Source organism: Massilia sp. Masssp93 (assembly GCF_059491295.1).
In genome coordinates this window covers 1,038,363-1,063,948 of sequence record NZ_CP168502.1, presented here as the reverse complement: position 1 = coordinate 1,063,948, position 25,586 = coordinate 1,038,363, and the positions used below count along the sequence as shown (strand labels likewise).

The 25,586-nt window shown below is 65.3% G+C and carries 20 protein-coding genes and 1 tRNA gene; all 21 read right to left on the bottom strand.

Features of this window, described 5'->3' with window-relative positions:
* Nucleotides 1-2: 2 nt before the first annotated feature.
* Nucleotides 3-1,229, bottom strand: coding sequence for a glycosyltransferase (locus tag ACEN9Q_RS04635; RefSeq protein ID WP_495627526.1), 1,227 nt, complete (start codon nucleotides 1,227-1,229; stop codon nucleotides 3-5).
* A gap of 79 nt (nucleotides 1,230-1,308) precedes the next feature.
* Complete coding sequence (locus ACEN9Q_RS04630) at nucleotides 1,309-2,154, bottom strand: beta-1,6-N-acetylglucosaminyltransferase (RefSeq protein WP_495627525.1); 846 nt, start codon at nucleotides 2,152-2,154, stop codon at nucleotides 1,309-1,311.
* Nucleotides 2,155-2,280: 126 nt separating this feature from the next.
* Entirely contained in the window at nucleotides 2,281-4,512 is a 2,232-nt protein-coding gene (locus ACEN9Q_RS04625) for a heparinase II/III domain-containing protein (RefSeq protein WP_056447329.1), read from the bottom strand.
* Nucleotides 4,513-4,927: 415 nt separating this feature from the next.
* On the bottom strand, nucleotides 4,928-5,707 hold the full coding sequence (locus tag ACEN9Q_RS04620; RefSeq protein ID WP_082548240.1) for a glycosyltransferase family 2 protein: 780 nt from the start codon (nucleotides 5,705-5,707) through the stop codon (nucleotides 4,928-4,930).
* A gap of 3 nt (nucleotides 5,708-5,710) precedes the next feature.
* Nucleotides 5,711-6,922, bottom strand: coding sequence for a glycosyltransferase family 4 protein (locus ACEN9Q_RS04615; RefSeq protein WP_495627524.1), 1,212 nt, complete (start codon nucleotides 6,920-6,922; stop codon nucleotides 5,711-5,713).
* On the bottom strand, nucleotides 6,919-8,448 hold the full coding sequence (locus tag ACEN9Q_RS04610; RefSeq protein WP_495627523.1) for an oligosaccharide flippase family protein: 1,530 nt from the start codon (nucleotides 8,446-8,448) through the stop codon (nucleotides 6,919-6,921). The genes ACEN9Q_RS04615 and ACEN9Q_RS04610 overlap by 4 nt, the downstream gene beginning before the upstream one ends.
* Nucleotides 8,445-9,911, bottom strand: a complete 1,467-nt coding sequence (locus ACEN9Q_RS04605; RefSeq protein WP_056447324.1) for an O-antigen ligase family protein — start codon at nucleotides 9,909-9,911, stop codon at nucleotides 8,445-8,447. Before ACEN9Q_RS04605 ends, ACEN9Q_RS04610 begins: the two co-directional genes overlap by 4 nt.
* A 24-nt stretch (nucleotides 9,912-9,935) precedes the next feature.
* A complete protein-coding gene (gene epsI / locus ACEN9Q_RS04600; protein WP_056447319.1) occupies nucleotides 9,936-10,628 on the bottom strand; it encodes an exosortase-associated protein EpsI, B-type in 693 nt (230 codons plus the stop codon).
* Nucleotides 10,625-11,545, bottom strand: coding sequence for an exosortase B (xrtB, locus tag ACEN9Q_RS04595; RefSeq protein WP_495627522.1), 921 nt, complete (start codon nucleotides 11,543-11,545; stop codon nucleotides 10,625-10,627). The genes epsI and xrtB overlap by 4 nt, the downstream gene beginning before the upstream one ends.
* A gap of 1 nt (nucleotide 11,546) precedes the next feature.
* Nucleotides 11,547-12,416, bottom strand: coding sequence for a chain length determinant protein tyrosine kinase EpsG (gene epsG, locus ACEN9Q_RS04590; RefSeq protein WP_056447313.1), 870 nt, complete (start codon nucleotides 12,414-12,416; stop codon nucleotides 11,547-11,549).
* Between the two features lie 15 nt (nucleotides 12,417-12,431).
* On the bottom strand, nucleotides 12,432-13,841 hold the full coding sequence (gene epsF / locus ACEN9Q_RS04585) for a chain length determinant protein EpsF (protein WP_495627521.1): 1,410 nt from the start codon (nucleotides 13,839-13,841) through the stop codon (nucleotides 12,432-12,434).
* A 50-nt stretch (nucleotides 13,842-13,891) separates the two neighbouring features.
* Entirely contained in the window at nucleotides 13,892-14,680 is a 789-nt protein-coding gene (epsE, locus tag ACEN9Q_RS04580) for a polysaccharide export protein EpsE (protein ID WP_056447309.1), read from the bottom strand.
* 33 nt (nucleotides 14,681-14,713) lie between these two features.
* Nucleotides 14,714-15,763: an EpsD family peptidyl-prolyl cis-trans isomerase gene (locus ACEN9Q_RS04575; RefSeq protein WP_495627520.1), complete on the bottom strand. Its 1,050-nt coding sequence runs from the start codon at nucleotides 15,761-15,763 to the stop codon at nucleotides 14,714-14,716.
* A gap of 120 nt (nucleotides 15,764-15,883) precedes the next feature.
* Nucleotides 15,884-16,864 carry a GDP-L-fucose synthase gene (gene fcl, locus ACEN9Q_RS04570; protein ID WP_495627519.1) on the bottom strand — a complete coding sequence of 327 codons (981 nt, stop codon included), beginning with the start codon at nucleotides 16,862-16,864 and terminating at the stop codon, nucleotides 15,884-15,886.
* A gap of 3 nt (nucleotides 16,865-16,867) precedes the next feature.
* The gene (gene gmd / locus ACEN9Q_RS04565) at nucleotides 16,868-17,983 is read right to left on the bottom strand and encodes a GDP-mannose 4,6-dehydratase (RefSeq protein ID WP_495627518.1); all 1,116 of its coding nucleotides are present in this window, start codon (nucleotides 17,981-17,983) and stop codon (nucleotides 16,868-16,870) included.
* 157 nt (nucleotides 17,984-18,140) lie between these two features.
* Entirely contained in the window at nucleotides 18,141-19,520 is a 1,380-nt protein-coding gene (locus ACEN9Q_RS04560) for an undecaprenyl-phosphate glucose phosphotransferase (RefSeq protein WP_056447296.1), read from the bottom strand.
* A gap of 23 nt (nucleotides 19,521-19,543) precedes the next feature.
* Entirely contained in the window at nucleotides 19,544-20,740 is a 1,197-nt protein-coding gene (epsL, locus tag ACEN9Q_RS04555; RefSeq protein WP_495627517.1) for an XrtB/PEP-CTERM-associated polysaccharide biosynthesis outer membrane protein EpsL, read from the bottom strand.
* A 39-nt stretch (nucleotides 20,741-20,779) separates the two neighbouring features.
* Entirely contained in the window at nucleotides 20,780-21,505 is a 726-nt protein-coding gene (locus ACEN9Q_RS04550) for a CAAX prenyl protease-related protein (protein ID WP_495627516.1), read from the bottom strand.
* Nucleotides 21,506-21,561: 56 nt separating this feature from the next.
* The gene (locus ACEN9Q_RS04545; protein ID WP_495627515.1) at nucleotides 21,562-23,487 is read right to left on the bottom strand and encodes an ATP-binding cassette domain-containing protein; all 1,926 of its coding nucleotides are present in this window, start codon (nucleotides 23,485-23,487) and stop codon (nucleotides 21,562-21,564) included.
* Nucleotides 23,488-23,621: 134 nt separating this feature from the next.
* Nucleotides 23,622-23,696: transfer RNA gene (locus ACEN9Q_RS04540), tRNA-Arg, on the bottom strand.
* Between the two features lie 187 nt (nucleotides 23,697-23,883).
* Entirely contained in the window at nucleotides 23,884-25,464 is a 1,581-nt protein-coding gene (locus tag ACEN9Q_RS04535) for a methyl-accepting chemotaxis protein (RefSeq protein ID WP_495627514.1), read from the bottom strand.
* Nucleotides 25,465-25,586 lie beyond the last annotated feature (122 nt).

Below are 25,586 nucleotides of genomic sequence, written 5' to 3'. Positions count from 1 at the left end.
GCTTACGGCCGCTCCGTCAGGATTTTCCTATAAATTTTTGCAACATTGTTACCCAGAATATCATACGTGCGGTGGCTCGTTACGTACGGTGGCCCACGTAACGCGAACTCGGCAGCAAGGGCGCCGTCATTTAACAATTCCAGCACGGCGTCGGCGAACGGCCCCGCTTCCATCGGTACGCACAGGCCGGCCCCGCTCTCGTCGATGACCAGTTTCTGGTCGGGGATATCGTTGGCGACGCTGGGGATGCCGAGCGCCAGGTATTCCACGAGCTTGGTCGGCGACGACACGTCGAACAGCGTGCCGCGCGGGATAGGCGACAGGCCCACTTCGGCCCGCACCGCATAGCCGAGCGCCGTGCGCTGGGGCAGCCAGCCCGTCAGCAGCACGTGGCCGTCCAGGCCGCGCGCCGCGATCTCGCGGCGCATCCACGCCATCTCGTCGTCGGACGGGGCGTCGCCGGCGATCACGAGCAGCACGTCGGGATTGCGCGCGCGCAGCAGTTCGGCCACGTCGAGCAGGAAGTCGGACCGGCGCGAGCGCGCGATGCGGCCGAGGTAGAGGACGACGCGGCGCCCGTCCAGGCGGGCGTCCATGACCGGCTCCACGTTGGCGCGGTCGAACAGGTGGGCGTCGACGCCCATCGGCACGGCCGTCATGCGGGCCCGGTCGAAACCTTTCGCGGCCAGCCAGTCGGCCATGGCGTCGCTCTGCACGAACATGTGGCGCGCGCCGGGCAGCACGACGCGGTAGATGGCCACGCGCGACGCCCACGCGCGCAGCGCATGCCCCAGCCACTTCACGCCGCGGCCGTGCCGGGCGATGTCGTCGCGCCGGACCTCGAAGCCTTCGACGATGGGGAACGACATCCAGTAGATGAACGGCACGCGCAGCAGCGCGGCGGCCACGCGGCCGAGCACCCCGCTGGCGATCTTGTCGCGCACCTGGATGCAGTCCGGCCGGCCGTGGCGCAGCGCACGCACGAGGCCCAGCAGGTCCCACAGGGGGGCGCACACGCTGGCGAAACGGCTGCGCAGCGAACCGACGACGTGCATGCCGCCGGCCGGCCACGGCGCCGTGTCGCCGCTGCCGCCCTGCCCCACCAGCTCGGTGGCCACGCCGTAGCGCGGCATCTCGGTGCCGAACAGGGTCCGCACGTCGGCCCGGACCGGCGGCAGCGGATCGCGCACGACGAACAGGATGGAACGGGACGAGGAGCGTCTGGGCATGGATTCCTTGTCGTATGAACAACGAATGGAAGCCGATTCTAACTTACCCGGCAGCGTGCACAGTTGCGTGAAACTTAAATCAGGCCGTGCGCAGCGCCAGCAGGCGGGGCATCAGGCCCGCGCTGGCATGGCTGTCGATCTTGCGGCAGAAATGCGCGCGCGACGCGGCGATGCGCTCGAAGTCGCCCTCGTCCAGTATCTTGGGGTTGCGCGCACCCTGCTCGGGCCACTGGACGTAGCGGAAGTTCTGGCCCAGCACGCGGCTCGCGAACGGCGAATTCATCACGAGGGTCTGGAAGAACATCTCGTCCGGACACGCGCAGTTGCGGAAGAAGCGCACGAGGCCCGGGTCGCGCGCGACGCGCGCGAGGATGTCTTGCACGCACGCCTGCGACAGCGCCCACCACGACGAGCCGCCGTACGGCCGCATCCCGCCGGGCAAGCGGCGGGCGGTGCCCGTCACGCGCAGCGCGCGGTTGGCGATGCGGCAGGCGAGGCGCGCCAGCGGCGTTTCGTCGCCGCGATGGAAATACCGGTAGCGGTAATCGGCCGCCCACTGGCCGGGCTCAGGGCCGATGGCGACCGTGTCGAGCAGTTCGTGGCCGGCGTGCTGCGCCAGCGCGTCCTTGAGACGGGCGTTCGAGAGCAGCGGGAAATCCTGGGCGCTCAAAAAGACCGCCTTGTCGAACACGGGCACCTCGGCCACGATCTGTTCCAGCGAATTGAGCACGGCCTGCACCTGGCTGAACGTGCCCCAATGGACGTCGATGCGGTTCCTGACCTGGCGCGCGAACGGATGGACGCCGGCCGGATCGAGCGCGCATTTGCGGTCAAGGTTCACGTACACGCGAAAGTCGTCGTCGCGCAACTGCTCCACCAGCGCATTGAGCTGGCCCAGGTCCTTGTGGGCTTGGATCAGGAACACCTGTGTCGTCATCGTCGCGCAGCGAAAAAAAAATCCTCCGCGGGCGCAGGGCCCGGGGAGGACGTCGCGCCAGCGCGCCGAGTGTAGCACGGCGCCTGGCGATTGCCGGGGACGATACGCCGGCGTTCAGTTCAGGTTCACCGTCTGCGTACCGACGGTGAGGGTGCGCGTCGTGCCCGACGTCGTCACCTTGGTGGCCGGACGCTTGCAGCCGACGTCCAGCAGCACGAGGAACTCGGCCGCCGACTTGCTGTCGTTCTTCAGGTAGAACGCGCCGTGGTCTTCGGTCACGCCGGCCTTGGGCGCCGGACCGGTCCACTTGGCGAACGGGGCGTTGCCGTTCAGGTCGCGCAGGCACACCGACTGGCCGTTGATCGCGATCTTGACGCTCGACGGGCTCTCGACCGTCATCGCCACCGGCGCGTGGATGTTCCACTCGTAGGTGTGCGCCACCACCGCCTGCAGCTTGTCGCGCACCACCATGGCGTTCTGGCCGTGCAGGTACCAGATCTGGCGCTTCGCCATCGTCAACTGGCCGCCGTAGGCCGGGGTCGCGTCGCCTTCGGCATAGTCGTAGGTCGACTGGGCCGAGAAGCCGGTGATGCGGCCGTTGTGCTGCAGCTGCTCGCGGTAGCCGGTGACCACCTGGCCCTTGCCGCCGTCGAACGTGATCGCGTTCTGCGACTTGGTCTGGTGATACCAGTCCGTCCACAACGGCGAACCGTACCAGTCATACCAGCCGGCCTTGACCAGCAGCGGCTGGCCGGCCACCGACAACAGCAGGCCGTTCTGGTCGCCGTGGCTGTGGTTGAACGAGCCGTACGGGCTGGACTTGAAGAAGAACGAGGTGCGGTTCGTCGAGCCGATATCGCTGTGCATCGCCACCCAGCCGGTGCTCGGGTAGTAGGCCGAGTTCGACGGCGGGACCTTCAACGTGGTGCCGGCCACCGGCATCGGATACGGCGCCTGCACGACCGACAGCGAATCCTCGATGCCCGGCAGGTTGGCCACATACCACGCGGCGCGCGGCGACACCATGCGGTTCGCAAACGCGCGGAACACGCGCGGGTCCGGCTTGGTCTCGGAACCGTCGCCGAAGGCATGCACCTTCGAGCCCGGCGGCGTGAATTCGGTCGCGAAGTCGAGGAAGCCCAGCGTCCACGGCTTGGCGTACATGTTCACGCCGGTCGCCTGGACGATCGGGTCCCACAGGGCCGTCATGTAGCCGGCCGCATATTCGGCGTAGGCGGTGCCGTTGGCATAGCCGCCTTCCGAACCCGACCACGGCGACGGGGTGTTGACGTAGGCACGGAACGTGAAGTCGAACCACGTCTGCGCTTCGGGGATGTCACCCAGCGCCAGCGTCGAGATCAGCGCCATGTAGATCATCAGCGTGTTGCCGTGCGAGTCGAACGGGTACTGGTCGAGGCGGCCGTTATCGCCCGAGATATTGCTGAACATCTCGGTCACGCGGGCCTTGGCGACGGCAAGCCATCTGGCCTTGCGGGTCGCGTCCAGGTCGCCCGCCAGCAGGTCGGCGCCCTTGAGCAGTTCCAGCGCGATCTGGCGCGTGGCCTGGTCCTGGTTGGCGTAGCTGGTGGGGCCGGTCGGATTCAGCGACGCCAGCTGGTCGCCGCGCTTGAGCGCTTCGTTCAGGTAGACCGGATCCTTCTTGAGGCGCCACAGCAGCGCGGCCGCTTCCAGCTGGCGCGTCGATTCGTTGATGCGGTTGCGCACGTCGGTCTGCTGCGATGCCATCGTCGCCGTCAGCGGCGCCGAGATCGCGACCGGCCAGCGCGCGTCCGACAGGTCGGGCAGCGCCGTCATCTGCAGCTTGACTTCGTTGATCAGGCGGCTGACGTACGGGTCCAGCTCGTTCTTCCTGGACGTGCTCCAGGTCGAGTAGGCGGTGAAGGTCGGACCCAGCGAACGGGGACGTGCCTTGGCCAGGATGCGCGAACGCAGCGTGGCGTTGTCGGGCACTTCGAACGTGGTCGACCTGCTCGTGATCGCGAAGGAACGCGGGCTCGACCAGTCGCTCGAACCGGACGGGCGCACGCGCCACGTGTAGTTGCCCAGGGCCAGGGCCTTGGTCGGCAGGTACCAGTTGCGGTCGACCGTCGCCTTCACCGGCGAGCCGCCGACCGGGGTGATCTCGATGTCATAGGCGGCCGGGCCGGTCGGATGGCGCGCCCAGGCGAAGCCCGGCGGATTCTGCGCCTGCACCGCGCCGTTGGCGGGTGCGGGCTGAACGACGAGCGGATCGGTGGATTGGGCCCAGTCGGCATGCGCGCTGAACGACACCAGCAGCGACGACAGCGCAGCGACGGCAATGATGCCCTTCCGATGAAATTTCATGTAAATGCTCCGAGAAATATTAACTGGACGACTAGAGGTTCAGCTGTCGGCAGGACGCCTGGGCCAGATTTGCTTTGAAACGCTCGGCTGACACAAATGAGCGCTGTTCGATAGGAGAAATAGTACCGCAAATAAATTTTATTGCGGAAAAAATCCCTTACAAATCAGGGATTTTTCTCGTGCATCGCACAAATCCAACGACCCAATGAACCCCTTAATAACAGTAATATTTTCAGGCAAACAAAAGCCGTTTTTTAACAGAAAAGACTATTTGAAAACTGTGCGGACAATTCGACAAAGTTTATCGAATCGCCATCATATGAATAACTTCGACAAGTTTATTGATAAATTAATTCTGAACAAACATTACGATAGCATTACCGGATAACGGACTGGCGCACGCCTGCCGCACTCGTCAGTGCGCAACGGCGGGCATGCCCCCATGCGCCGCCTCGGCGCGCAGGGCGCGCATGCGTTTCAGGTAGCGCAGGCAATAGATGCCGAATGCGAGCGGCGCCTGCTTCATGTAGCGGCGGCGCACCGCGAACTCTTCCTGGCGCGCCTTGATCTTGTTGGCGGACGAGACGCTGCCCGCATGGTCGCGGAAGACCGTCAGCGGACGGTCGACGGTGGCGGGACGCGCCACCCGGCCCAGGCGCAGCCACAGGTCGATGTCCATCGCGTACTTGAGCGTCTCGTCGAACATGCCCACGCGGCCGAACGCGCTCCTGCGGATGAAGACGGCCGGATGCGGCACGGACGCCCGCCCCGCGGCGAACGCGCGATAGCTGAACGGCACCAGCCGGTACGGCGGCACCAGCTGGCCGTCCTTCAGCACCTGCACGGTGCCGAACACCCAGTCCACGCGCTCGCTCGCAAAGCGTGCGGCGACGGTTTCCAGCACGTCGTCGCCGGCATAATAATCGTCGGAGTGCAGGTGCGCCACGTATTCGCCCGTCGCAGCGATGATGCCCTGGTTCATCGCGCGGCTGATGCCGCCGCCCACGTCGCGCAGCACGCGCTTGTTGCCCGGGTAGGCGGCGATCATCTCCAGCGTGCCGTCGGTGGAGCCGCCGTCGACGAAGATGTGCTCGACGTCCTGGCAGGTCTGGCGCTGCACGGACGCGAGGGTGTCGGCCAGCGTCGCGGCGCTGTTCCAGGTGCAGGTGACGATCGAAAAGGTCGGTTTGTTCATCATTCACTCGTGATAGAAGTCCAGGATCTGGGGAATGGCGTGGAACACGTCCATCGGGAAGGAATCCGGCAGCGGCACCGTCGCTGGCGCACGCCCCAGGATGTCGACCAGCCGCTCCACGAGGCGCGGCATGGTCTCGGCCAGTTGCAGCTGGCCGTCGTAGTACTGGTAGGCCGCCAGCTCCGGCGTGCCGCCGCGCGCGAGCGCCACGCATGGCTTGCCCAGCGCCAGCGCCTCGAGCACGGTCGTGGAGCAGGCTTCCTCGCACACCGACGGCACGACGAGGGCGTGGCTGCGCGCCGACATCCGGATCACCTCGTCGTAGGGCTGCCAGCCGAGAAAACGCACCTGCGGGCCGGCAAAGCGGGCCTCGAGGCGCGCGCGCAGCGGTCCATCGCCGACGATAGTCACCCGGGCATGCGGCGGCAGCCAGCCCTGGACCTGGAGCAGGAATTCGCCGAAGCCCTTGCCGGCATCGATGCGCCCGACCAGCAGGATATCCCCTGCCCTGACGTCGGCCGGGCCCACCGCGTGCTCGCGCAGCATCGGATAGCGGATGAAATTGTGGATCACGCGCGCGCGCGACAGGTCGGCGTAGGGCACCGCGCGCAGGAAGGCGCGGCGCAGGAAGTCGGACACGAACACGGTCTTGTGGCGCGCGAACGCGTCGGCCGCCTCCGAACGGTAGCGGCCCACCGCGAGGCCGGACACGGTACGGCGCAGCGAATTCGGCGTCGGGTGGATGCAGGCCGCGCAGTCGCGCACGTCGCGCGTCTCGCAGACGTGCTCGTCCTTGAAGCGCAGGTGCGTCACGCATTCGCTGCCCTGGTCGTGCCGCGTCTGCACGAAGTTCACGCCGGACGGCACATAGCGCCCCGCCATCGGCAGGTGGCCGTGGTAGTGCACGACGTCGTATCCGGCGGCCTCGCGCATCAGCGCGCGCGCCACGCGCCGCGCGAACACGGGCCGCTTGACGGGGTTGAAAAAACCGAGCTGGGACTCTTTCCAGCCGGGGCGCGCGAACGCAAAGCCAGGCAGCAGGCGCCCGCGAAACCCGATGTCAAGCGCGCTGCCGGCATGGAAGCGGTCGCTGCGCCCCATGATGTCGACTTCATGCCCTTCTTCGAGCAGGGCGTTGGACAGCGTGACCACGTGCTTGCCCAGGCCGCCGATCTGGGTGCCGGGCAAGTCCTCCGAAACCATCAGGATCTTCAAACCGTTTTCCTCGTCGACAACAAGCCCTTCACGCGCGACCAGGCCAGGTCCTTGTCGTCCTTCTCGATCACGAACAGGGCGCCGTAGGCGAACAGCAGCGCCATCGTCAACAGCACCAGCAGCACCAGGTCGAGCGGGCCGCCGTCGAACCAGCGGTTGGCGACGTGCGCGGCGAGCGCCACCGCGCCGACGCCGAACACGCTGGGCGCATACGACCTGTGCACCAGGTCATGCAGCTGCGCCGGCACCGTGCGTCCGTGCACGGCCACGAGGAAGGCGCAGGTCAGCAGGACCGAGGCGATCAGGTGTCCCCAGGCCGCGCCCTCGATGCCCCAGCCGGCCACGCCCAGGTACACGACCAGCAGGCCGAACGCCGCGCGCGCCAGCGCGAACATCCCGGAAAAACGCGGATGGCCCATGCCGTCGTTCACGAGCGACGGCAAGCTCGTCAGCGAATCGATGAATTGCGACAGCGCCATCACGGCCAGCACGACCTGCCCTGCCCGCGCGAACTGCGGGTTCATCCAGTAATACAGGATCTGGTAGGAGAACACGGCGACGAGCACCAGCACGGACGCGTTGATGAACACGACGTAGCGGCTGGCCTTGAGATACAGCTTCTTCAAGCGGTCGAGTTCGCCGCGCGCGGCCAGGGTGCTGGCGGCCGGGAAGAAGACGCCGGACAGGCGGTAGGTGAGGCTCAGGATGCGGTTCGCGAGCGTCGACGCGACGGTGAAGTAGGCGAGGCCCGTGACGCCGACGAGCGCGCCGATGATCAGCTTGTCGGCATAGGCATACGACAGGCTCGCGAAGCGGCTCAGGAAGGAGTAGGCGGAAAAGCCCAGCAGTTCCCTGCGGATCGTTGCGCCCGGCCGGCGGTAGCGCAGTTCCGGCAGCAGGCCGCGGATGCAGCGCCACAGCACGGCGCAGTTGATGGCGCTCGCGATCACGCGCAGCAGGATCACTTCGAACAGGCCATAGCCCAGCATCAGCACGGCCACCGTGAGCAGCGGCACGCAGGTGCCGAACAGCATCTCGATGCGGCTCGCGATGTCGTAGCGCATCAGCGATTGCGGCACGCTCTGCAGATAGCTCTGCAGCTGCCCGAGGAAGAAGCCGAGCGCCGCCAGCTTCAGGGTCGCGACAGCCTCGTGTTCGAGCGCGGCCGGCACGGAGAACACGCGGGTGACGAAGACATGCGCGCCGAAAAACAGGCCGAGCCCGCCGATGACGCCCAGCAGCGAATACACGGACAGGCCGAAGAATACGGTCTCGTCGATGCGTTCCTGGGCGCGGGGCAGGCTCCGGTCGGCATTGAATTCGGCGATGAACTTGACGGAGCCCGCCGTGACGTTGATGTCGATGACAGCGAAATAGCCGACGATCGCCGTCACGAGCGAGTACACGCCGTAGCTGGCATCGCCCAGGCCCTTGACGACGAGCGGCACGGTCCCCAGCGCCACCAGCGCCGGGATCACGGCGCCGAGCAGGTTCGAGAAGGCGTTGCGGACGAGGCTGAGATTCATACGCGCGCCGGCACCAGGTTGACGTGGCGGCGCTTGGCGGTCGGGACCGGCTGCACGGCCGGCTGTTGGCGGGCGACTGCCATCGCCACGTAGGGCAGCGCGAGGCAGATCGCCAGCATCTGCGTGGTGCGGATCTGCGGGAACGGCGTGCCGACGAGCAGGTCGGGCAACATGAAGGCGAGGCCCGCGGCGCCGGCCGTCGCCAGCCCCAGCAGTTCCGGCGGCAGCGTGCGCAGCGCACGCCGCGCGAAGCGGGTGAACATCCAAATCGTCCCGCCGAGCAGGATCAGCCCGGGCAGGCCGGCCTTGAGGGCGATGTGCAGCACGCCGCTGTGCAGGAACAGGCCGCCGTCCTGCCCCGTCTGCCACGAGATCTGCTGGTAGCCGGAATAGCGGCCCCATGTGCCGATGCCCGTGAGCGGGTGCGACACGAAATCGGCCAGCGCGAGTTTCAGCTCGAGCACGCGTTCGCTCTCCGCGCCGAAGCGGTGCGATTCCATGTCGTAGAACAGGCTGGACAGCCCGCCGCCCGCGCCCTTGGTGTGGCCCAGGCGCCGGATCGCCGCATACAGCAGGCCCGCGCCCATCACGGGCGCGCCGAGCGCCAGCATGTGGATGCGGCGCTGCAGCGGGAAGCGCATCATGATGATGAGGAAGGCCAGCACGAAGCCGATCCACGCGCTGCGGCGGTAGGACAGCACGATGCAGGCCGCCGTCGTGCACAGCGTGGCCCAGTCGACGGTCGTCCAGAACAGCGAGCGCTTGTTCCTGACCACCTGGAACAGGTTGACGGCGGCGATGGCGAAGGCGATCGTGCACAGCAGGCTGTCGTTGATGTCGAAGAACGTCAGCTTGATCTTGATGTCGTTCATGTTCGCATACACGTTGTTCGGGTCGCCGCCGAGGAACGCCCAGCGCACGAGGCCGAACAGGGCGCGCGTCAGGCCCGCCAGCATGATGAAGCGCGACAGTTCGATGGCGTGCTCACGGGTGCGGAACGACAGCAGCAGCAGCGAGACGAGCGGCGCCATCCAGACGATGTTGGAAAACCCGGACGGCGCCAGCACTTCCGCCAGCGTGACGTTGGAAAACATCCCCACGGCCACATGGCCGCCCAGCAGCAGGAACCAGGCGAGGAACCAGGGCCGCAGGTCGCACGGCGGCGCCGGATAGCGCTGGAAGCTGGCCGAGACGCGCGCGCAGCACCACGCGCCGAGCATGCACCACAGCAGCAGCGGGAAGAACAGCACGCCCGAGCCGCGGCTGTACACGCCCGGCGAGCCGACCGTCGCCAACGAACCGTAGCTCGTCGAATTCATGAAGAAGAACACGGCGATGTAGACGTAGGCGAGGAAGCGCGGCCACACCATCCCGACGCCCATCCCGGCCACGGCCAGCACCGCCAGCAGCGCGACGACGACGAACGGCAGCGAGGTATATATGTACAGGAGGATGTTCTGCATCGGGTTGGCTCTGGTGGTTGGACGTCAACCCTTGTTGGTGGACGCGCCCAGCAGCTTCAGGCGGTCCCGCGGCGACATGGCGTCCAGCATCTGGTTCACGAAGCGGTCCTGCACGCGGTAGGCATTGTTCTCGTCGGCCTCGATGGTCGACACGCGCACGAGCATGCCGTCGGGAATCTTGCCGGTCAGACCGTACAGGAAGCGCTGGTATTTCTGGCCGAGGCCGGACATGACGGCCTTGTCGCCGATCGTCACCCAATACGTGATCGGTTCGTTGCGCGCGTTCTGGCGCGCGACGAGCCGCTTGACGGGGACGCCGCCGTAATGCGTAGCGAGCTCGGCCTTGTGATCCTGGACCATGTCGAAGCCCTGCGCCACGTAGCAGACTTCGGGCAGGTGCAGCTGCAGCTGCTTGCTCTGGTCGCCGCCGTAGGCGATCGACAGCATCACGCGCTGCCCGGCATCGTTGACATACGTGCGCGCCAGCGTCTGGTCGTACAGCGTGGCGATGAGTTCCTTCTGGGTCTCGTCGGGCGTCAGCGGCACGACGGTGTTGTCGACCGTCCAGTTGCCGAAGCGCTTGGGAATCATCGTCTCCAGGTCGAAATGTTCCTGGACGGCCGCCACCTTCTGCTTCGGCGTGAGCGCACCCGTCAGCGCGGACGTGCCCGCCATCGTCACGCCGAGGATCACGCTGGCGAGGAATTTGCGGTTCATGCCGTCCTACCTTTCTCAGTACCGTGCAAACGGTGCCGAATGTACCACTGCAGCGCGGAGTCGATCGACAGGATCAGCACGAGCGCCGTGACGAACAGGACCATGCCGGCGAACCCGTGCAGGAAGCCCTGCCCGGCCGCATCGCCGAAGTAATACGTGATCAGGGTCAGCACGACGACGCGGATCACGTTGGCGGAAAACGAGATCGGGACGATGAACAAGGCCAGGCCGATGTTGCGGAACGCGGACGGGTGGCGCATCAGGTTCAGGTAGAACAGGCCCAGTGCTTCCAGCGTCAGCAGCGTCTGCAGGCCGGCGCAGGCGTCGGCCACGAGCAGCTGGTACTGGCCGATCTGCAGGATCACGCCGGAGCGGCTGATCGGGTAGCCGAACGCGAACAGCAGGTGTTCCGTGGCCCACGACACGGCCATCTTCATCGGCATCGTGACGGCCGCCACGAATTCGCTGGGCAGCGGCACCATGAAGATCATGAAGAAGAACGGGAACCACAGCACCAGCAGCGCGCGGCCGCCGCGCTTGACCAGCAGCACGGCCGCCATGACGACGATGATCGACACGATCTCCAGCATCAGGATGTGCTGGGAACGGCCGAGCAGGTGGGCCACGAGGCCGATGGCGAGGGTCGGCCAGCCGGCCCAGCTCGAGCGGGGCGGCGTCGTCGCGGCCAGCACCTCCGGCCATTTGCGGTAGATGAGCCACAGCGCGAGGCCGAAGATGATCGGCCCGTGGCCCTGCTCTTCGCCGATCCACGGGCCGGTGAACAGGTCATAGAACGTGGGAACGAACAGGATGGCCAGGCCGAGGAAGACCGGCCACCATTCGGGCAGGACGGCGCGCAGCGCACGCATGTCCGGCGCATGCTGCCGGATCCTGCTGACGCGTGCTCCGGTGTCCATGTCAGAACTCCATCACCACCGAGCCGAGGACTTCGCAGCCGGCGTCGACGAGTTGCTCGGCGGCGCGGCCGATGTGCGAAATCCGGGTGTAGTTCTTGCGCGCGACCAGCAGCGCGCCGCCGGCGCGGCTCGCCACCGCGACGGAATCGACGCCGGACTGGAACGGCGGCACGTCGTACAGCACGATGTCGTAGCGGCTTTCCAGCTGCGTGTTCAGGTTGCGGAAGCCTTCGCGCGCCAGCAATTCCTGCGGATTCGGCGGCAACGTCCCTGCCGGCATGATCGACAGGTCGACGAACGCCGGCACCCGCGCGATCACGTCGAGGTCGGCGCGGCCGGCCAGCAGGTCGGACAGGCCCTGGCGCGGCTTGAGCGCGAACGCGTCCTGCTGGCGCGGGGCGCGCAGGTTCGCGTCCACCAGCAGCGTCTGTTCGCCCAGTTGCGAGAACACGATCGCCAGGTTGGAGGCGAACAGCGCGGCGCCGTCTTCCGGGTCGACGCCGACGATGGCCAGCGCCCGGCGCCCGCGCGCGAACCAGCGCAGCATCAGCTGGCTGCGGATCGCGCGCAGCGATTCGACCTGCGGGCAGAACGGATCGTAAGCGGCGAGCAGCTTGGGCGACAGCCCGGCCTGCCCCTTCTGCAGATAGGGGTACGAAAACTGGCGCGCCAGCACCTGCTGGATGTCATCCTCGCTGACCAGGCCCAGCCGCACGGCCGCCTCGCCGAAGCGGATGCCGGTCTCCTTCTGCATGCGCAGCACGCGTTCGGCATCTTCCGGCTTGAGCTTGCCCGAATCGAGCAGGAGCGCGCCCATGCTCGATTCGGGTCCCTGTCCCGCGGGCAGCGTGTTGAGAATCGGAGAATTCATGTTCAAGTCCCAGGATCAGTTAAGACGGAGCAGGCGCCGCGGCGTCATCAGGGAACGGATGCCGCCCGTCCGTCCACGCGGCGACTTCCATTCGATCGTGCCGAGCACGGGAATGCCCAGCATTTCCTTGATGTCGCCGGCCGAACGCACCGGACGATTCAGCAGTTCCAGCAGCAGCGCCAGGCCGACGCCGAGGATGGTGCCGAGCAGGAAGGCGATCAGCGTGTTCAGCAGCACGCGCGGACCCGACGGCTGCGTCGGCGCCACGGCCGGGTTCAGCAGCGAGATGTCGGATTGCTCGGACTGGGCTTCGATGCGCGTCTGCGAGAAGCGCTGCGATGCCGAATCGAACGCCCGCTGCGCGCTGTCGAGGTCTTTCAGCAGCACGCCCAGTTCGTCGCGTGCGCGGTTCATCTCCAGCACTTTCGCTTTCTGCTGGGCCACGGCTTCGCGCAGTTCCGCTTCGCGCTGGCGCAGCACCTGGGCATTCGCGCCCACGCTGCGCGACACGGTGCCGAGCGCCGCGTTCAACTCGGCGCGCACCTTGTTCAGTTCCGCCTTGGCCGCCTGGTATTGCGGGTGGTTGCGGCCGTAGCGCTGCGCCGTGTCGGCGAACTTGCCTTCGGCCTGGGCGACGTTGGACCGCATCGACTGGATCAGGGCGTTGTTGGCCACGTCGGGCGACGTCAGTGCCGAACCGGCCGCGGCCTGGCGCGAATTCCCTTCGATCGCGGCCGTCTGCGCGGCGACGAGCTGGGCCGACAAATCGTTCAGGCGCGCCAGTTCGACGTCCACGCGGTTGTTGTCGAGGCTGACGATGCCCTTTTCCTGCTGGTACTTGGACAGGCGGGCCTGCGCCGCTTCCAGGTTGTCGCGCAACTGCTTGGTCTGCTCGTTGAAGTAGGCGGCCGTCTTCTTGGCCGGATCGGTCTTGAGCTGGACGGTGATCTTCTGGTACTCGTCGGCGAACGCATTGGCCACCGCGGCCGCGAATTGCGGGTCGGCGCCCTTGAAGCTGATCTCGACGACGGACGATTCGCGCGACGGCACGATCTCGAGCTTCTTCAGCAGCAGGTCGGCCAGCCAGTCGCGCACCGAGCCCTTGCCGTCGTTCGCATCCCTGAACTGTTCGATGACGGCCGGGCTATTGGCAAGATGCAGCGCATCGACGACCCGCAGCGCCACGTTCTTGCTGCTGATGATGTCGATCTGCGTGGCCATATAGCCCGGCAGCAGCTGCCCCGGCATCGTCAATCCGGTCAGTGGGTCCACGCCTTTGTAGTTCAACAGAACGGATGCCGTCGCCTTGTACGTCTTGGCCTGGATCAGGCTGAACCCGAGGGCCAGCGCGACCGTGACCAGCAGGGTCGTCAGGATGATCTTCTTCCGTGCAAGCAAGATCAGCAGGAATTGATGAACGTTCATGATGAACCTTTAAAACGGAGTGGAACAAAAAACCGGACGCCGTCGCTACATCAGAACCACGACTCTTTTACCGTGATGACGTCGTCCACTTGCACGAGATCATCCGCCTTCGCATCGATCGTATGCTGCGCCCCGCTCGCATCGCGGCGCGTGATGCGCAGGCCGCGCTGCGTGCCGCGCTGCGTGAGGCCGCCGCCGGCCGACAGGGCCTGCTGGACGGTCATCGCACGCTCCAGGCGGAACGGTCCCGGACGCTGCACCTCGCCCGTGATGTAGGCACGCGGTGCGCGCTCGACGAAGATGATGTCGCCGCCGGCGACTTCATAATCGCGGTTCAGCTCGCCCTTGCGCACCATCTCGACGACGTCGATGGTTTCGCGCGTGGTGACACCGTTGCGGGTGCGCACCAGGCTGACCATGTCGCCGCCTTCGGGGCCGATGCCGCCGGCCAGCGCCAGCAGGTCGAGCACCTTGCGCGGACCGTCGACCGGGTAGCGGCCCGGACGGTTGACCTGGCCCAGCACCGACACCTGCTGGCTGGCCAGCGTGGTGATCAGGAGGTTGACCTGCGCCTTCTTGAGGTAGCCGCCTTTTTCCAGCAGGTTGCCGATCTTCTTTTCCGCCTGTTGCGTCGTCAGGCCACCGACCTGCACTTCGCCCAGCAGCGGGAAGGTCATGGTGCCGCCTTCCGACACGCGCGTTTCGACCGCGAGGTCGGGACTGCCGTAGACCGATGCCTTGACCACATCGCCCGGGCCCAGCAGGATTTCCGCCGCGCCAGCCATGCCCGCGCTGACCGTGAGGACCGCCGCAATCATCCAGTGTACGAGTCGTTTCATGTTCACTCCTTCTTGTTCGTCAAATGATTCGAATTACTTCAGTCCGGCGACGCCGCGATCGAGCGCTGCCTTGTCTGCGCCGGATGCGTTGTCGGCCGGTGCGGCCTCGACTGCTGCCGCGGCCGGCGCAGCCGTCGCGGCGGGATCGGCGTTCGCCACCGCGCTGGATGGGCCGGCGCCGGCGGGTGAGGTCGGTGCGGCCTTGGGATCGGGCATCATCGACTTGTTCAGGTACTCGATCTTGGCGCTGGAACGCAGGCGCTGCAGTTCGGCGGCGGCCAGCTCCTTGTTCTTGCGGTTCACAAGAAATTGCTCGATCTGGCTGGACGCGACCTGCAGGTTCACCGGCGCGTCCTTGATTTCGGCGACGGAAATGAACATCGCGCGCGGACCTTCCTTGACGACGAAGAGCTGGCCCTTGGGCATGCCCAGCAGCTTGGACGACAGTTGCGGCGGCACGTCGGCCGTCGAGCGCGTGACCTGGTTGCGGCCGTATTTGATCTTGTGCGCGTCCAGCCACACCGCGACCTCTTCCAGCGACTTGGCGCTGTCGGCCGCGCTGCGCAGCTCGGGCGTCAGGTCGTTGGCGGGGATCACGAGTTCGTTCATGCTGAACTGCTTACGGTTGGAAAAGAACTCCGGATGCTTGTTGTAGTATTCCTCGACTTCCGCCGGCGCCGGCTTCGTCACGCTGCCGATGCGTTTCTGCAAGTAGGCCTGCGCGATGATCAGCGCGCGGGCGCGGTCGATCGCCTGCATGACCTTGGGATCGCGGTCGAGGTTTTCCTTGGCCGCCGCCTCCTGCAGCAATTGGCGGTCGATCAGTACCTGCAGCAACTGCTTGCTGGCGGCGTCCTGCTGGGCTGCCGACACCCCCGCGCGCTGCAATTCCTCGTTGAGCTGGAGCACCGTGACCTCTTCCCCGTTCACGCTCGCCAGCGCCTGGCCGGGTTTCTTTTCCTTCGCCTTGTCGCCGCACGCGCTCAAGGTTGCCGCAACCAGGATCAGCGCGGCGCACAGCACGCGCTTGGGAGTGGTAAGGGGGGATGTCTTCATGATGGCAGCCACGTGGTTGTTGTTCATTTGGTTTCCTCGGGAGGATCGTGTGGAACTCTTTTTATAGCCCGTTCATTCTGGGAGCCGCACGGCTCGGTATCTGTTCGTCAATTAACACTCAGCCGTAAGGCTCCGCCCCGCGACGACTCAGGCCGCGGCCCGTTTTTGCTGGCTCTGCATCAGATCGACGAAGGCCGCATACGCGCGCCGCAATCCGTCCGGCAACGGCGTGCGTGCCTGCCAGCCGAGGGATTTCAGCTTGGACACGTCGAGCAGCTTGCGCGGCGTGCCGTCGGGCTTGCTGGTGTCGAACGCGATGCGGCCGCGGTAGCCGACGGTCTCGCCGACGAGGCGCGCCAGCTCCGCGATCGTGACGTCCTCGCCGGTGCCGACGTTGATGTGCGAATGCATGGGGTCGGTGGACGCGGCATACGTGTCGCGGTCGAGATTCATCACGTAGACGCTCGCTTCCGCCATGTCGTCCACGTACAGGAATTCGCGCATCGGCTTGCCGCTGCCCCAGATCCGGACCTCCGGTGCGCCGTCCAGCTTCGCTGCGTGGAAGCGCCGCATGAGGGCGGGGATCACGTGACTGTTTTCCGGGTGATAGTTGTCGCCCGGACCGTACAGATTCGTCGGCATCACGCTGCGGTAGTCGGTGCCGTATTGCCGGTTATAGCTTTCGCACAGCTTGATGCCGGCGATCTTCGCCATCGCATACGGCTCGTTGGTCGGCTCCAGCATGCCGCTCATCAGGTACTCTTCCTTGATGGGCTGCTGGGCCAGGCGCGGATAGATGCACGAGGAACCGAGGAACAGCAGCTTCTCGACCCCGCTCTGCCACGCTTCGTGCACGACGTTCGCCTGCACCATCATGTTGTCGTAGATGAACTCGGCCGGATACGTGTTGTTCGCATGGATGCCGCCGACCCTGGCCGCGGCCAGGTAGACCTGGTCGATGCGCTCGCTGCGGAAGAACGCGCGGACCTGGGCCTGGTCGGTCAGCTCGAGTTCCGCGTGGCTGCGCGTGACGATGTTCGTGTGCCCTTGCGCGCGCAGCACGCGCACGATGGCAGAACCGACCAGCCCGTTATGGCCGGCCACATAGATGCGGGGTTCAGTATTCAACGTTCACTCCAGTGAAATTGCGACGTTGTAGCCATGCGATGCCAGCAGCTTGTGGCGGCGCGCCGTCTCGAGGTCGTGCGCCACCATTTCCTGCACCATCGCTTCGAAACTCGTCCGGGGTTCCCAGCCCAGCCGGCGGCGCGCCTTGCCCGGATCGCCGAGCAGCGTCTCGACTTCCGTCGGACGAAAATATTGCGGGTCGACGGCGACGATCGGTTGGCCCACCGCGACGCCGGGCGCCTTGTCGCCGTGGACCGCGGCGATCACGCCCCGTTCGTGGATGCCCTCGCCCTGCCACGCGATCTCGATGCCCAGTTCGCGCGCGGCCACGTCGACGAAATGGCGCACGGAATACTGGCGCCCCGTCGCGATCACGTAGTCCTCCGGCGCGTCTTGTTGCAGCATGAGCCATTGCATCTCGACATAGTCGCGCGCATGGCCCCAGTCGCGCAGGGCGTCGAGGTTACCGAGAAACAGTTGCTGCTCCAGGCCCTGCGAAATGTTCGCGAGACCGCGCGTGATCTTGCGCGTGACAAACGTCTCGCCGCGGCGCGGGGATTCGTGGTTGAACAGGATGCCGTTGCAGGCGTACAGGCCATACGCTTCGCGGTAATTGACCGTGATCCAGTAGGCGTACAGCTTGGCGACGGCATACGGACTGCGCGGATAGAACGGCGTCGTCTCGCGCTGCGGCGTTTCCTGCACGAGGCCGTACAGTTCCGACGTCGATGCCTGGTAGAACCGCGTCGTCTTTTCCAGGCCGAGGAAACGGATCGCCTCCAGCAGGCGCAAGGTGCCGATCGCGTCGACGTCGGCCGTGTATTCCGGCGATTCGAACGACACGGCCACGTGGCTCATCGCGCCCAGGTTGTAGACTTCGTCGGGCCGCACTTCGCACAGGATGCGGTTCAGGTTCGACGTGTCCGACAGGTCGCCGTAATGCAGGTGGAAGCGGCTGCCCTCGACGTGCGGGTCCTGGTAGATGTGATCGATCCGTTCCGTATTGAAGAGCGAGGCGCGGCGCTTGATGCCGTGTACTTCGTAGCCCTTCGCAAGCAAGAGTTCCGCGAGATACGAACCGTCCTGTCCAGTCACACCCGTGATCAGCGCTTTTTTCATGTGCCTGCTTTCCTGGCGAAATGTTATGCAAAGTCAATAAAAAATTGCAATCTCATCAATTATTCTACGCAGCCCATCCGGCGTCGCAAGCGCCGATCCGATTGAATCCGCCTCTTTAAGTCGAACCTAAGTGACCCCATCTGACGGGCCGCCGGCTTCAGAAGGCGTTCTCGCGCGTGAGCACCACTTTCACGGTCTTAAGCACGATCCACAGGTCCAGCCACAGCGACCAGTTGCGCAGATAATCGAGGTCGTACTGGATGCGCGCTTCCATCTTGTCCAGCGTGGCAGTTTCACCACGCAGGCCATTGACCTGCGCCCAACCGGTGATGCCCGGCTTGACCTTATGGCGCAGCATGTATCCCTTGATCAGCTTGCGGTATTGCTCGTTGTGCGCGACCGCGTGCGGCCGCGGCCCGACGATGCTCATCCGGCCCTGCAGCACGTTGACGAATTGCGGCAATTCGTCGAGCGACGTGCGGCGCAGGAAGCCGCCGATCGACGTCACGCGGTCGTCGCCCTTGCGCGCCTGCACGACGGAACTGCCGTTCTCCATCACCTTCATCGAGCGGAATTTGTAGACGATGATCTCTTCACCATACAGGCCATAGCGGCGCTGGCGGAAGATGACGGGACCCGGCGAACTCACGCGGACGGCCACGGCGATGGCCACCATCAGCGGCGCCAGCAGCAGCAGGATGAGGCAGGACAGCACGATGTCGGAGCCGCGCTTGATCGTGCTGTTCAGGCCCATGAACGGGGTCTCGCAGATCGCGATCACGGGCATGCCGCCCACGTTGTCGAAGCGCGCCTGCATGAGGTCGAAGATGTAGACGTCGGGCAGGAAATACACGGAGGCCGTCGTATCCTGCAACTCTTCGATGAGCTTGCGGATGCGCGGCTGCGCCGAGATCGGCTGGCTGATGAAGATCATCTTGATGCCGTTGTTGCGCACGTACTGCGCCAGCTCGTCCGTCTTGCCCAGCATTGGGTGCGGCAGCTCGGCCGGGCGGCGGTCGCCGTCGCGGTCGTCGAAGAAACCGCGCACCTGCATGAACAGGTTCGGATGGCGGTCGCAGATGGCGGCGAACTTGAGGCCCACGTCGTTGACGCCGACCACCACCACGGACCGCACTTCGCGGCTCTTGCCGGGCCGGTTCGCCACGCGCACGGCGATGTGGCTGCCCAGCAGGACGAGCGGCGTGGCCACGGCCCAGGCCAGCAGCACGCGCTCGTCGTAATAATATTTGAGGCCGCTGGACGAGCCGAGGAACATCAGCACGGCGAGCGTCACGCACCAGCCGAACACCGTGTCGCGCGCATAGGCCCACATGCGACCGCTGCGCCACGTGCGGTACGGATCGATGTGCTGGTACACGGCCGACGAAATGAAAAAGGCCAATACCATCAGCACCAGCAGGTAGCCCGAGAACGGTTCATGGAACAGCAGCGCCGACAGGTACAGCGTGCCCATGATGATCAGCGGATCGAGTACGCGCTGGAAGAACGAAATCAACGGTATGTCATTGACGGTCATGAGAATGATCTGGAACTGCGCAATCAGAACTGCGCACTGGCCGACAGCGTCACACTGTTCGACTTGAAGCTGCCAGTACCGAGCACGGCCGACCCGGTGCGCGCCTGGTGCGCGAGCCCGGCCGTCACATGCACGGTCGGCCGCGGCGACCAGGTCGCGGCGAGGCTGCCCGTGCGGATGGAATCGCGGATGTCGCCCAGCCTGGCGAACGTCTCGCGCGCGTTGTAATTGCGTCGTTCGTAGACGGCGTCGGCATTCACCTTGATCTTGGCCGTCGCATCCCACTGGGCACCGACGCTGGCGCCCTTGTTCAGCGTATAGCTCACCACCGTGCTTTCCAGCGGCGCGAAGTCGCGCCAGACGGCGGCGGTATAGGTCATCTTGCCGCGCGGCTGGTACGTGGCCTTGACCTTGCCGGCGATGCCGCTCGTCTTGCCCGTGCCGAACGAAGGCTGGTTGCGCCGCGTGTAGCCGACGAGGGCATCGAAGGTCGTCGAGCCCGTGGCCAGCCACAGCACGCGCGCCTTCAGTTCGTCCTGCGTGAAATTGTCGTTGAGGAGGAAGGGACCGACGGGACGCGGATACGGATACGTGCCCTTGACCCGCCGCGCCACGAGGCCGACGGTGCTGCCGCTGCTCGGCAGGTAGTCGAGCTCGAGCTCGCTCGCGTCCTCGGTACGGTTGTTGTAGCGCTGGGCAAACAGCTCGTAGTCGTATTTGTCGCGCTGGAAGCCGGTGCGTACGCGCCAGGACGAGTGGAAGCGCCACGCGCCTTCGGCGAACTGGCTGCGGCTGCGGCGCAGGTTGCGCTCGTTGCTCGCGAAATCCGTGTACGGCGCGAGCACCTGTTCGTAGGTCGTGCCGACCTTGCCTTCCAGGTGATTGCCGAGCTGCCAGAACCAGGTTGCTTGCACGTCCTTGCCATCGTAATTGAGCTGTTTGAAGTGGTTGAAGTCGTACTTGGACAGCTTGGCGACGATGGAAATCCGCTGCCGGCTATAAGTCTTATCGAAGATCAATCCGCCCTCCCGCTGCCACCACGAATCGGCGCGGGTGCCGTCGAACGCGGGCGCGTCGTCGGGCACGCGCAGCAGGTTGTCGTCGTGGCCGTAGGACACGCCGGCATAGAGGTGGAGCGCATCGTTGGGCCCGGCACCGGCCGGCAGCGTGAACAGGGTGCAGAGCAACAGGGCAAGGGGACGTACGCGGGAATTCGACATGGTCGTTTATCTTCTTTGAAGTGTTAATTGCCGGACGACTTACCAGTAAGACCAGTTCCCGGTTCGAACCACCCACACGCCCAGCAGGCCGTTGGTCACGGCATGCGCCAGGATCGGCGACCACAAGTTGCGGTGACGCATGTACAGCAGGCTGTACGCCGCACCGGCAACGATCCCGGCAAGCCAGAGGTTATGTTCGAAGCCGAACAGCAGGACGGTAATGACGAAGCTTTTGATACTCAGTTGAGAGGGCTCAACCGACTCGAAATCAGGATCGTCCACCCATCGCATCAGGAAAGAACGCCAGAACAATTCTTCCATGATGGGCACGACGAGCGCGGCGCCGGCGATGCGGATCGCCACGAGCAGCCAGTCGATGCGGCCGCCGACGCGCGGGTCGAAGCCGGGCGGCGAACCGACGACCATCCAGCCGGCATCCAGGGTGATCCACAGCACGAGCACGGCGACGCCGGTCGCCAGCGCGATCGACGCGGGCAACGGTGCCAAACGGAAACGGGAAAGTTCTTGGTAGCGGCGCCAGAACAGCGCCAGCAACAGGGCCACGAGGGCGATCTTGGCGGGATACAGCCAGCGCAAGGTGTCCGGCCGGACACCCAGGCGCTCGAGCACGTCGCCGGCAACGATGAAGACGAGGTAGGCGGCGAAAGGGAGGATGTGGATCCAGGCCGCGCGGTTGAACATGGGAGCGTCGGCGGGGATGGCTGCCGTGGCGGGCACGGCGTAGCGGTCGTCATGCTCAGTCATGTTTCTCCGTCAGCAGGCACCTGGCCCGCGCTTGTCGCGATGCGCTAGCGCATGGGTTACTCTCCCCTCGCGCGCGCTTCGAGGCGCTCCCAGCGCTCGAGGGTCTCGAGCAACGATTCCTCGATCTCCGCGAACCGGGCATTGATCCGGCGCGCGTCGGCGGGATTGGTCTTGTAGAAGTCGGGCGCATTCAGCTGCGCCGTGATGGCCGACTGCTCGTCTTCAAGGCTGGCGATGAGCTGCGGCAGTTCTTCCAGCTCTCGCTGCTCCTTGTAACTCAACTTTACCTTCTTGCCGGATGCGTTCTGTGCGCTGGATGACATATCCTGCGCTTTAGCCGGTGCGGCCTTGCCGGCGGCCGCCGGCGCGGCGGGCGTTGCCGCCACGGTGGACTTCACGCGTTCCCAGTCGCTGTAGCCGCCGACAAATTCCCGCCACATTCCCTGCCCTTCGGAAACGATGACTTGCGTGACGACGTTGTCGAGGAACGTGCGGTCGTGGCTGACGAGGAACACGGTGCCGGCGTAGTCCGTCAACAGTTCTTCCAGCAATTCGAGCGTCTCGATGTCGAGGTCGTTGGTGGGTTCGTCCAGCACGAGGCAGTTGGCCGGCTTGGCGAACAGGCGCGCCAGCAGCAGGCGGTTGCGCTCGCCGCCCGACAGCGATTTCACGGGCGAACGCGCGCGCTCGGGCGCGAACAGGAAGTCGCCCAGATAGCTCATCACGTGCTTGCGCTGGCCGTTGATCTCGACCCAGTCGCTGCCCGGAGCGATCGTGTCGGCCAGCGACGCCTCTTCGTTCAGCTGCGCGCGCATCTGGTCGAAATAGGCGACGTTCAGGCGGGTGCCCAGCTTGACGTTGCCGCTGTCCACGGTCTCTTCGCCAAGAATGATTTTCAGCAGCGTCGTCTTGCCGGCGCCGTTCGGGCCGATCAGGCCGACCTTGTCGCCGCGCATGATCGTGCCCGTGAAGTCCTTGACGATCACCTTGTCGCCGTAGGCCTTCGAGATGTTTTCCAGTTCCGCGACGATCTTGCCGGAACGCTCGCCGGTCGCCACGTCGATGCGCACCTGGCCCTGCTGGTCGCGGCGCGCGCTGCGCTGCAGGCGCAGGTCTTCCAGGCGGCGCACGCGGCCTTCGTTGCGGGTGCGGCGCGCTTCCACGCCCTTGCGGATCCACACCTCTTCCTGCGCGAGCACCTTGTCGAACTTGGCGTTCTCGACTTCTTCGATCGCGAGCAGTTCGCGCTTGCGCTCCTGGTACTTGGTGAAATTGCCGGGGAACGACAGCAGGCGGCCGCGGTCCAGTTCGACGATGCGCGTGGCGACGTTGTCGAGGAAGCGGCGGTCGTGGGTGATGAACAGCACGGAGCCGCGGAATTCGCGCAGCAGGCCTTCGAGCCACTGGATCGACGTGAAGTCCAGGTGGTTGGTCGGTTCGTCCAGCAGCAGCACGTCGGGACCGGACACGAGCGCGACGGCCAGCGCCACGCGCTTCTGCATACCGCCCGACAACGTGCCCATCTTCGCGTCGCCCGCCAGGCCGAGGCGGCCCAGCGTCGTCTCGACCCGGTTGCCGAGGTTCCACGCATCCGCCGCGTCGAGCTTGACCTGCAGATCGTGCATGCGTTCCATGACCGCATCATCATTGCCTTGGCCAAACTGTCCGGTCAGCGACTCGTACTCGGCCAGCATCGCCTGCTGGTCGCCCATGCCGGCGGCGACGGCGTCGAACACGCTCATGTCCGGATCGAAGACGGGCTCCTGCTCGACATACGCGATCTTGACCGTCTGCTGCATGACGAGCAGGCCGTCGTCCAGCTTCGAGCGGCCGGAAATGATTTTCAGCAGCGACGACTTGCCGGTGCCGTTGCGGCCGATGAGCCCGACGCGCTCGCCGGTTTCCAGCGAGAAATCGGCATGATCGAGCAGCGCGACGTGGCCGAAAGCCAGTTGCGCGGAAGAGAGGGAAATGACAGCCATGGTGTAAGGCCGCGTCGCCGATCGGTGCGCGGACATCAATAAAAGTGTGAGAAAGCAGGCATTGTACCGAAGGGCGGCCCGGCCCGATAAACCGCCGCGTTGCGGTGGTGATGCGGATGGGGAATCGGCGGGAATGGTGTCGCCAGCAGGAATCGAACCTGCATCTAAGTCTTAGGAGGACCTTGTACTATCCATTGTACTATGGCGACACGCTGTACGGCAGTCAGCCATTCTACCCGACCCGTGCCGCTCCCACAATATTCGTCCCGCCCGTACCAGGCAATCGCGTGAAGAATCAAGGCCGGCAGGCCAGGCAGCCTTGCCAGGCAGCCGACATCCCAGCCGGCTTTGAGGCGTTTGGCGGCGATACCGGGCTGTGCCGCCGGAATCGCCGATTCATGCGGGCAATCCCACCGGGCGCGGCGCGCGGGCGCTCAGGCGGAAGCTCGTCACCAAGGCCGCCAGGCGCCTTGCTTCGTCCTGCATCGAACCGGCGGCGGCTGCCGCCTGCTCGACCAGCGCCGCATTCTGCTGCGTGGTCGCGTCGATCGACGACACTGCGTCGTTGATGTGCCTGATGCCAGTGCTTTGCTCTTCCGACGCGCCCGCGATGAGAGCGATGATGCGGGTGACTTCGTCGACGCTGGCGACCACGTCGTCCATTGTCGACCCGGCGCGGGAAACCAGGACGCCGCCCCTGTCGATGCCGTCGACCGAATCGTTGATCAAGGCCTTGATCTCCTTTGCCGCCGCGGCGCTGTGCCGGGCAAGGCTGCGCACCTCCGACGCCACCACGGCAAAGCCGCGTCCTTGTTCGCCGGCCCGCGCGGCCTCGACTGCCGCGTTCAATGCGAGGATGTTGGTCTGGAAAGCGATGCCATCGATGACGGCGATGATGTCCACGATCCGGCCCGCCGATGTCTTGATCGTCTCCATCGTCCGCACCACCTGCAAGACCACGTCGCCACCCTGCTGGGCCACCGCGGATGCGCGCTGCGCAAGCTCGTTCGCCTTGCCGGCGTTGTGCGCGTTCAGTGCCACGGAGCGGGTGAGTTCCTCCATGGCAGCCGCGGTTTCCTGCAGGGCGCTGGCTTGTGCTTCGGTTCGCGCGGACAGATCCAGGTTGCCGCTCGCGATCTCCGACGAAGCCGACGCGATCGCGGCAGCGCTGGTGCGGATGTTGCCGATGGTGGCGGCCAACTGCCTTTGCATGGTCTTCATTCCCGACAGGATGCTGTCCTGCATGCTGGTGGTTTCGATATGTTCCGAGAGATCGCCGACCGCGATCCGGGAAGCGATTTCACCCGCATAGCGCGGATCCCCGCCGATCGTGCGCTCCAGGCTGCGATTGATCGCGACGACGATGGCCGACAGCAGGACGCAGACGGCAAGCAGGACCGCGCCGGATTGCAGCAGGGATGTACGGAAAGCGGCATCGATATCGTCGGTATATACGCCGGTAACGATATTCCAGTCCCATGGCCTGTAGGAGGCCGTGCGCGACAACTTCGCCGACGGCTCGGTGCCGCCGGGCCGCACCCACCAGTATTCGATGAAGCCGGCGCCGGACGCGCTTTTCCCGGTTGCGACGATATCGCGGTAAAGATAATTCCCTTTCTTGTCCTGGAAATCCCACATCAGCTTGCCCTCCGCCTCGGGTTTGCTTGGATTCATCACCACAACGCCTCGGCCGTCCACGATGGAGATATAGCCATCCACACCATACCGCTGGTGGCGCAGCAGTTCCATGGCGGCTTTCCGGGCCTGCGTTTCGCTCATCTGGTTCGCCCTGACCCTCTCGGCGTACATCGAGATGCCCGACATCGCGGTGTCGACGATATTGACCAGGTCTTTCTTTCTTTCCGCAATGCGCAGCTCGCGCATCTGCAGCGCCCCATAGACAAAGTCAGCGCAGATGCACGCCAGGCTGCACAGCAGGGGAATCCACAGTTTTTGCCTGAAGCTCAGAGTTTTCATGGTATTCAGCACGAGGCCTCGATGTGACTGCAAGGGATATTCATATTCTGCGCTGCTTGATGGCAACTAAATAAATCATACCTTAATAAACTCGCCGAAAAAGCGGGAATCGTGTTAAGAAA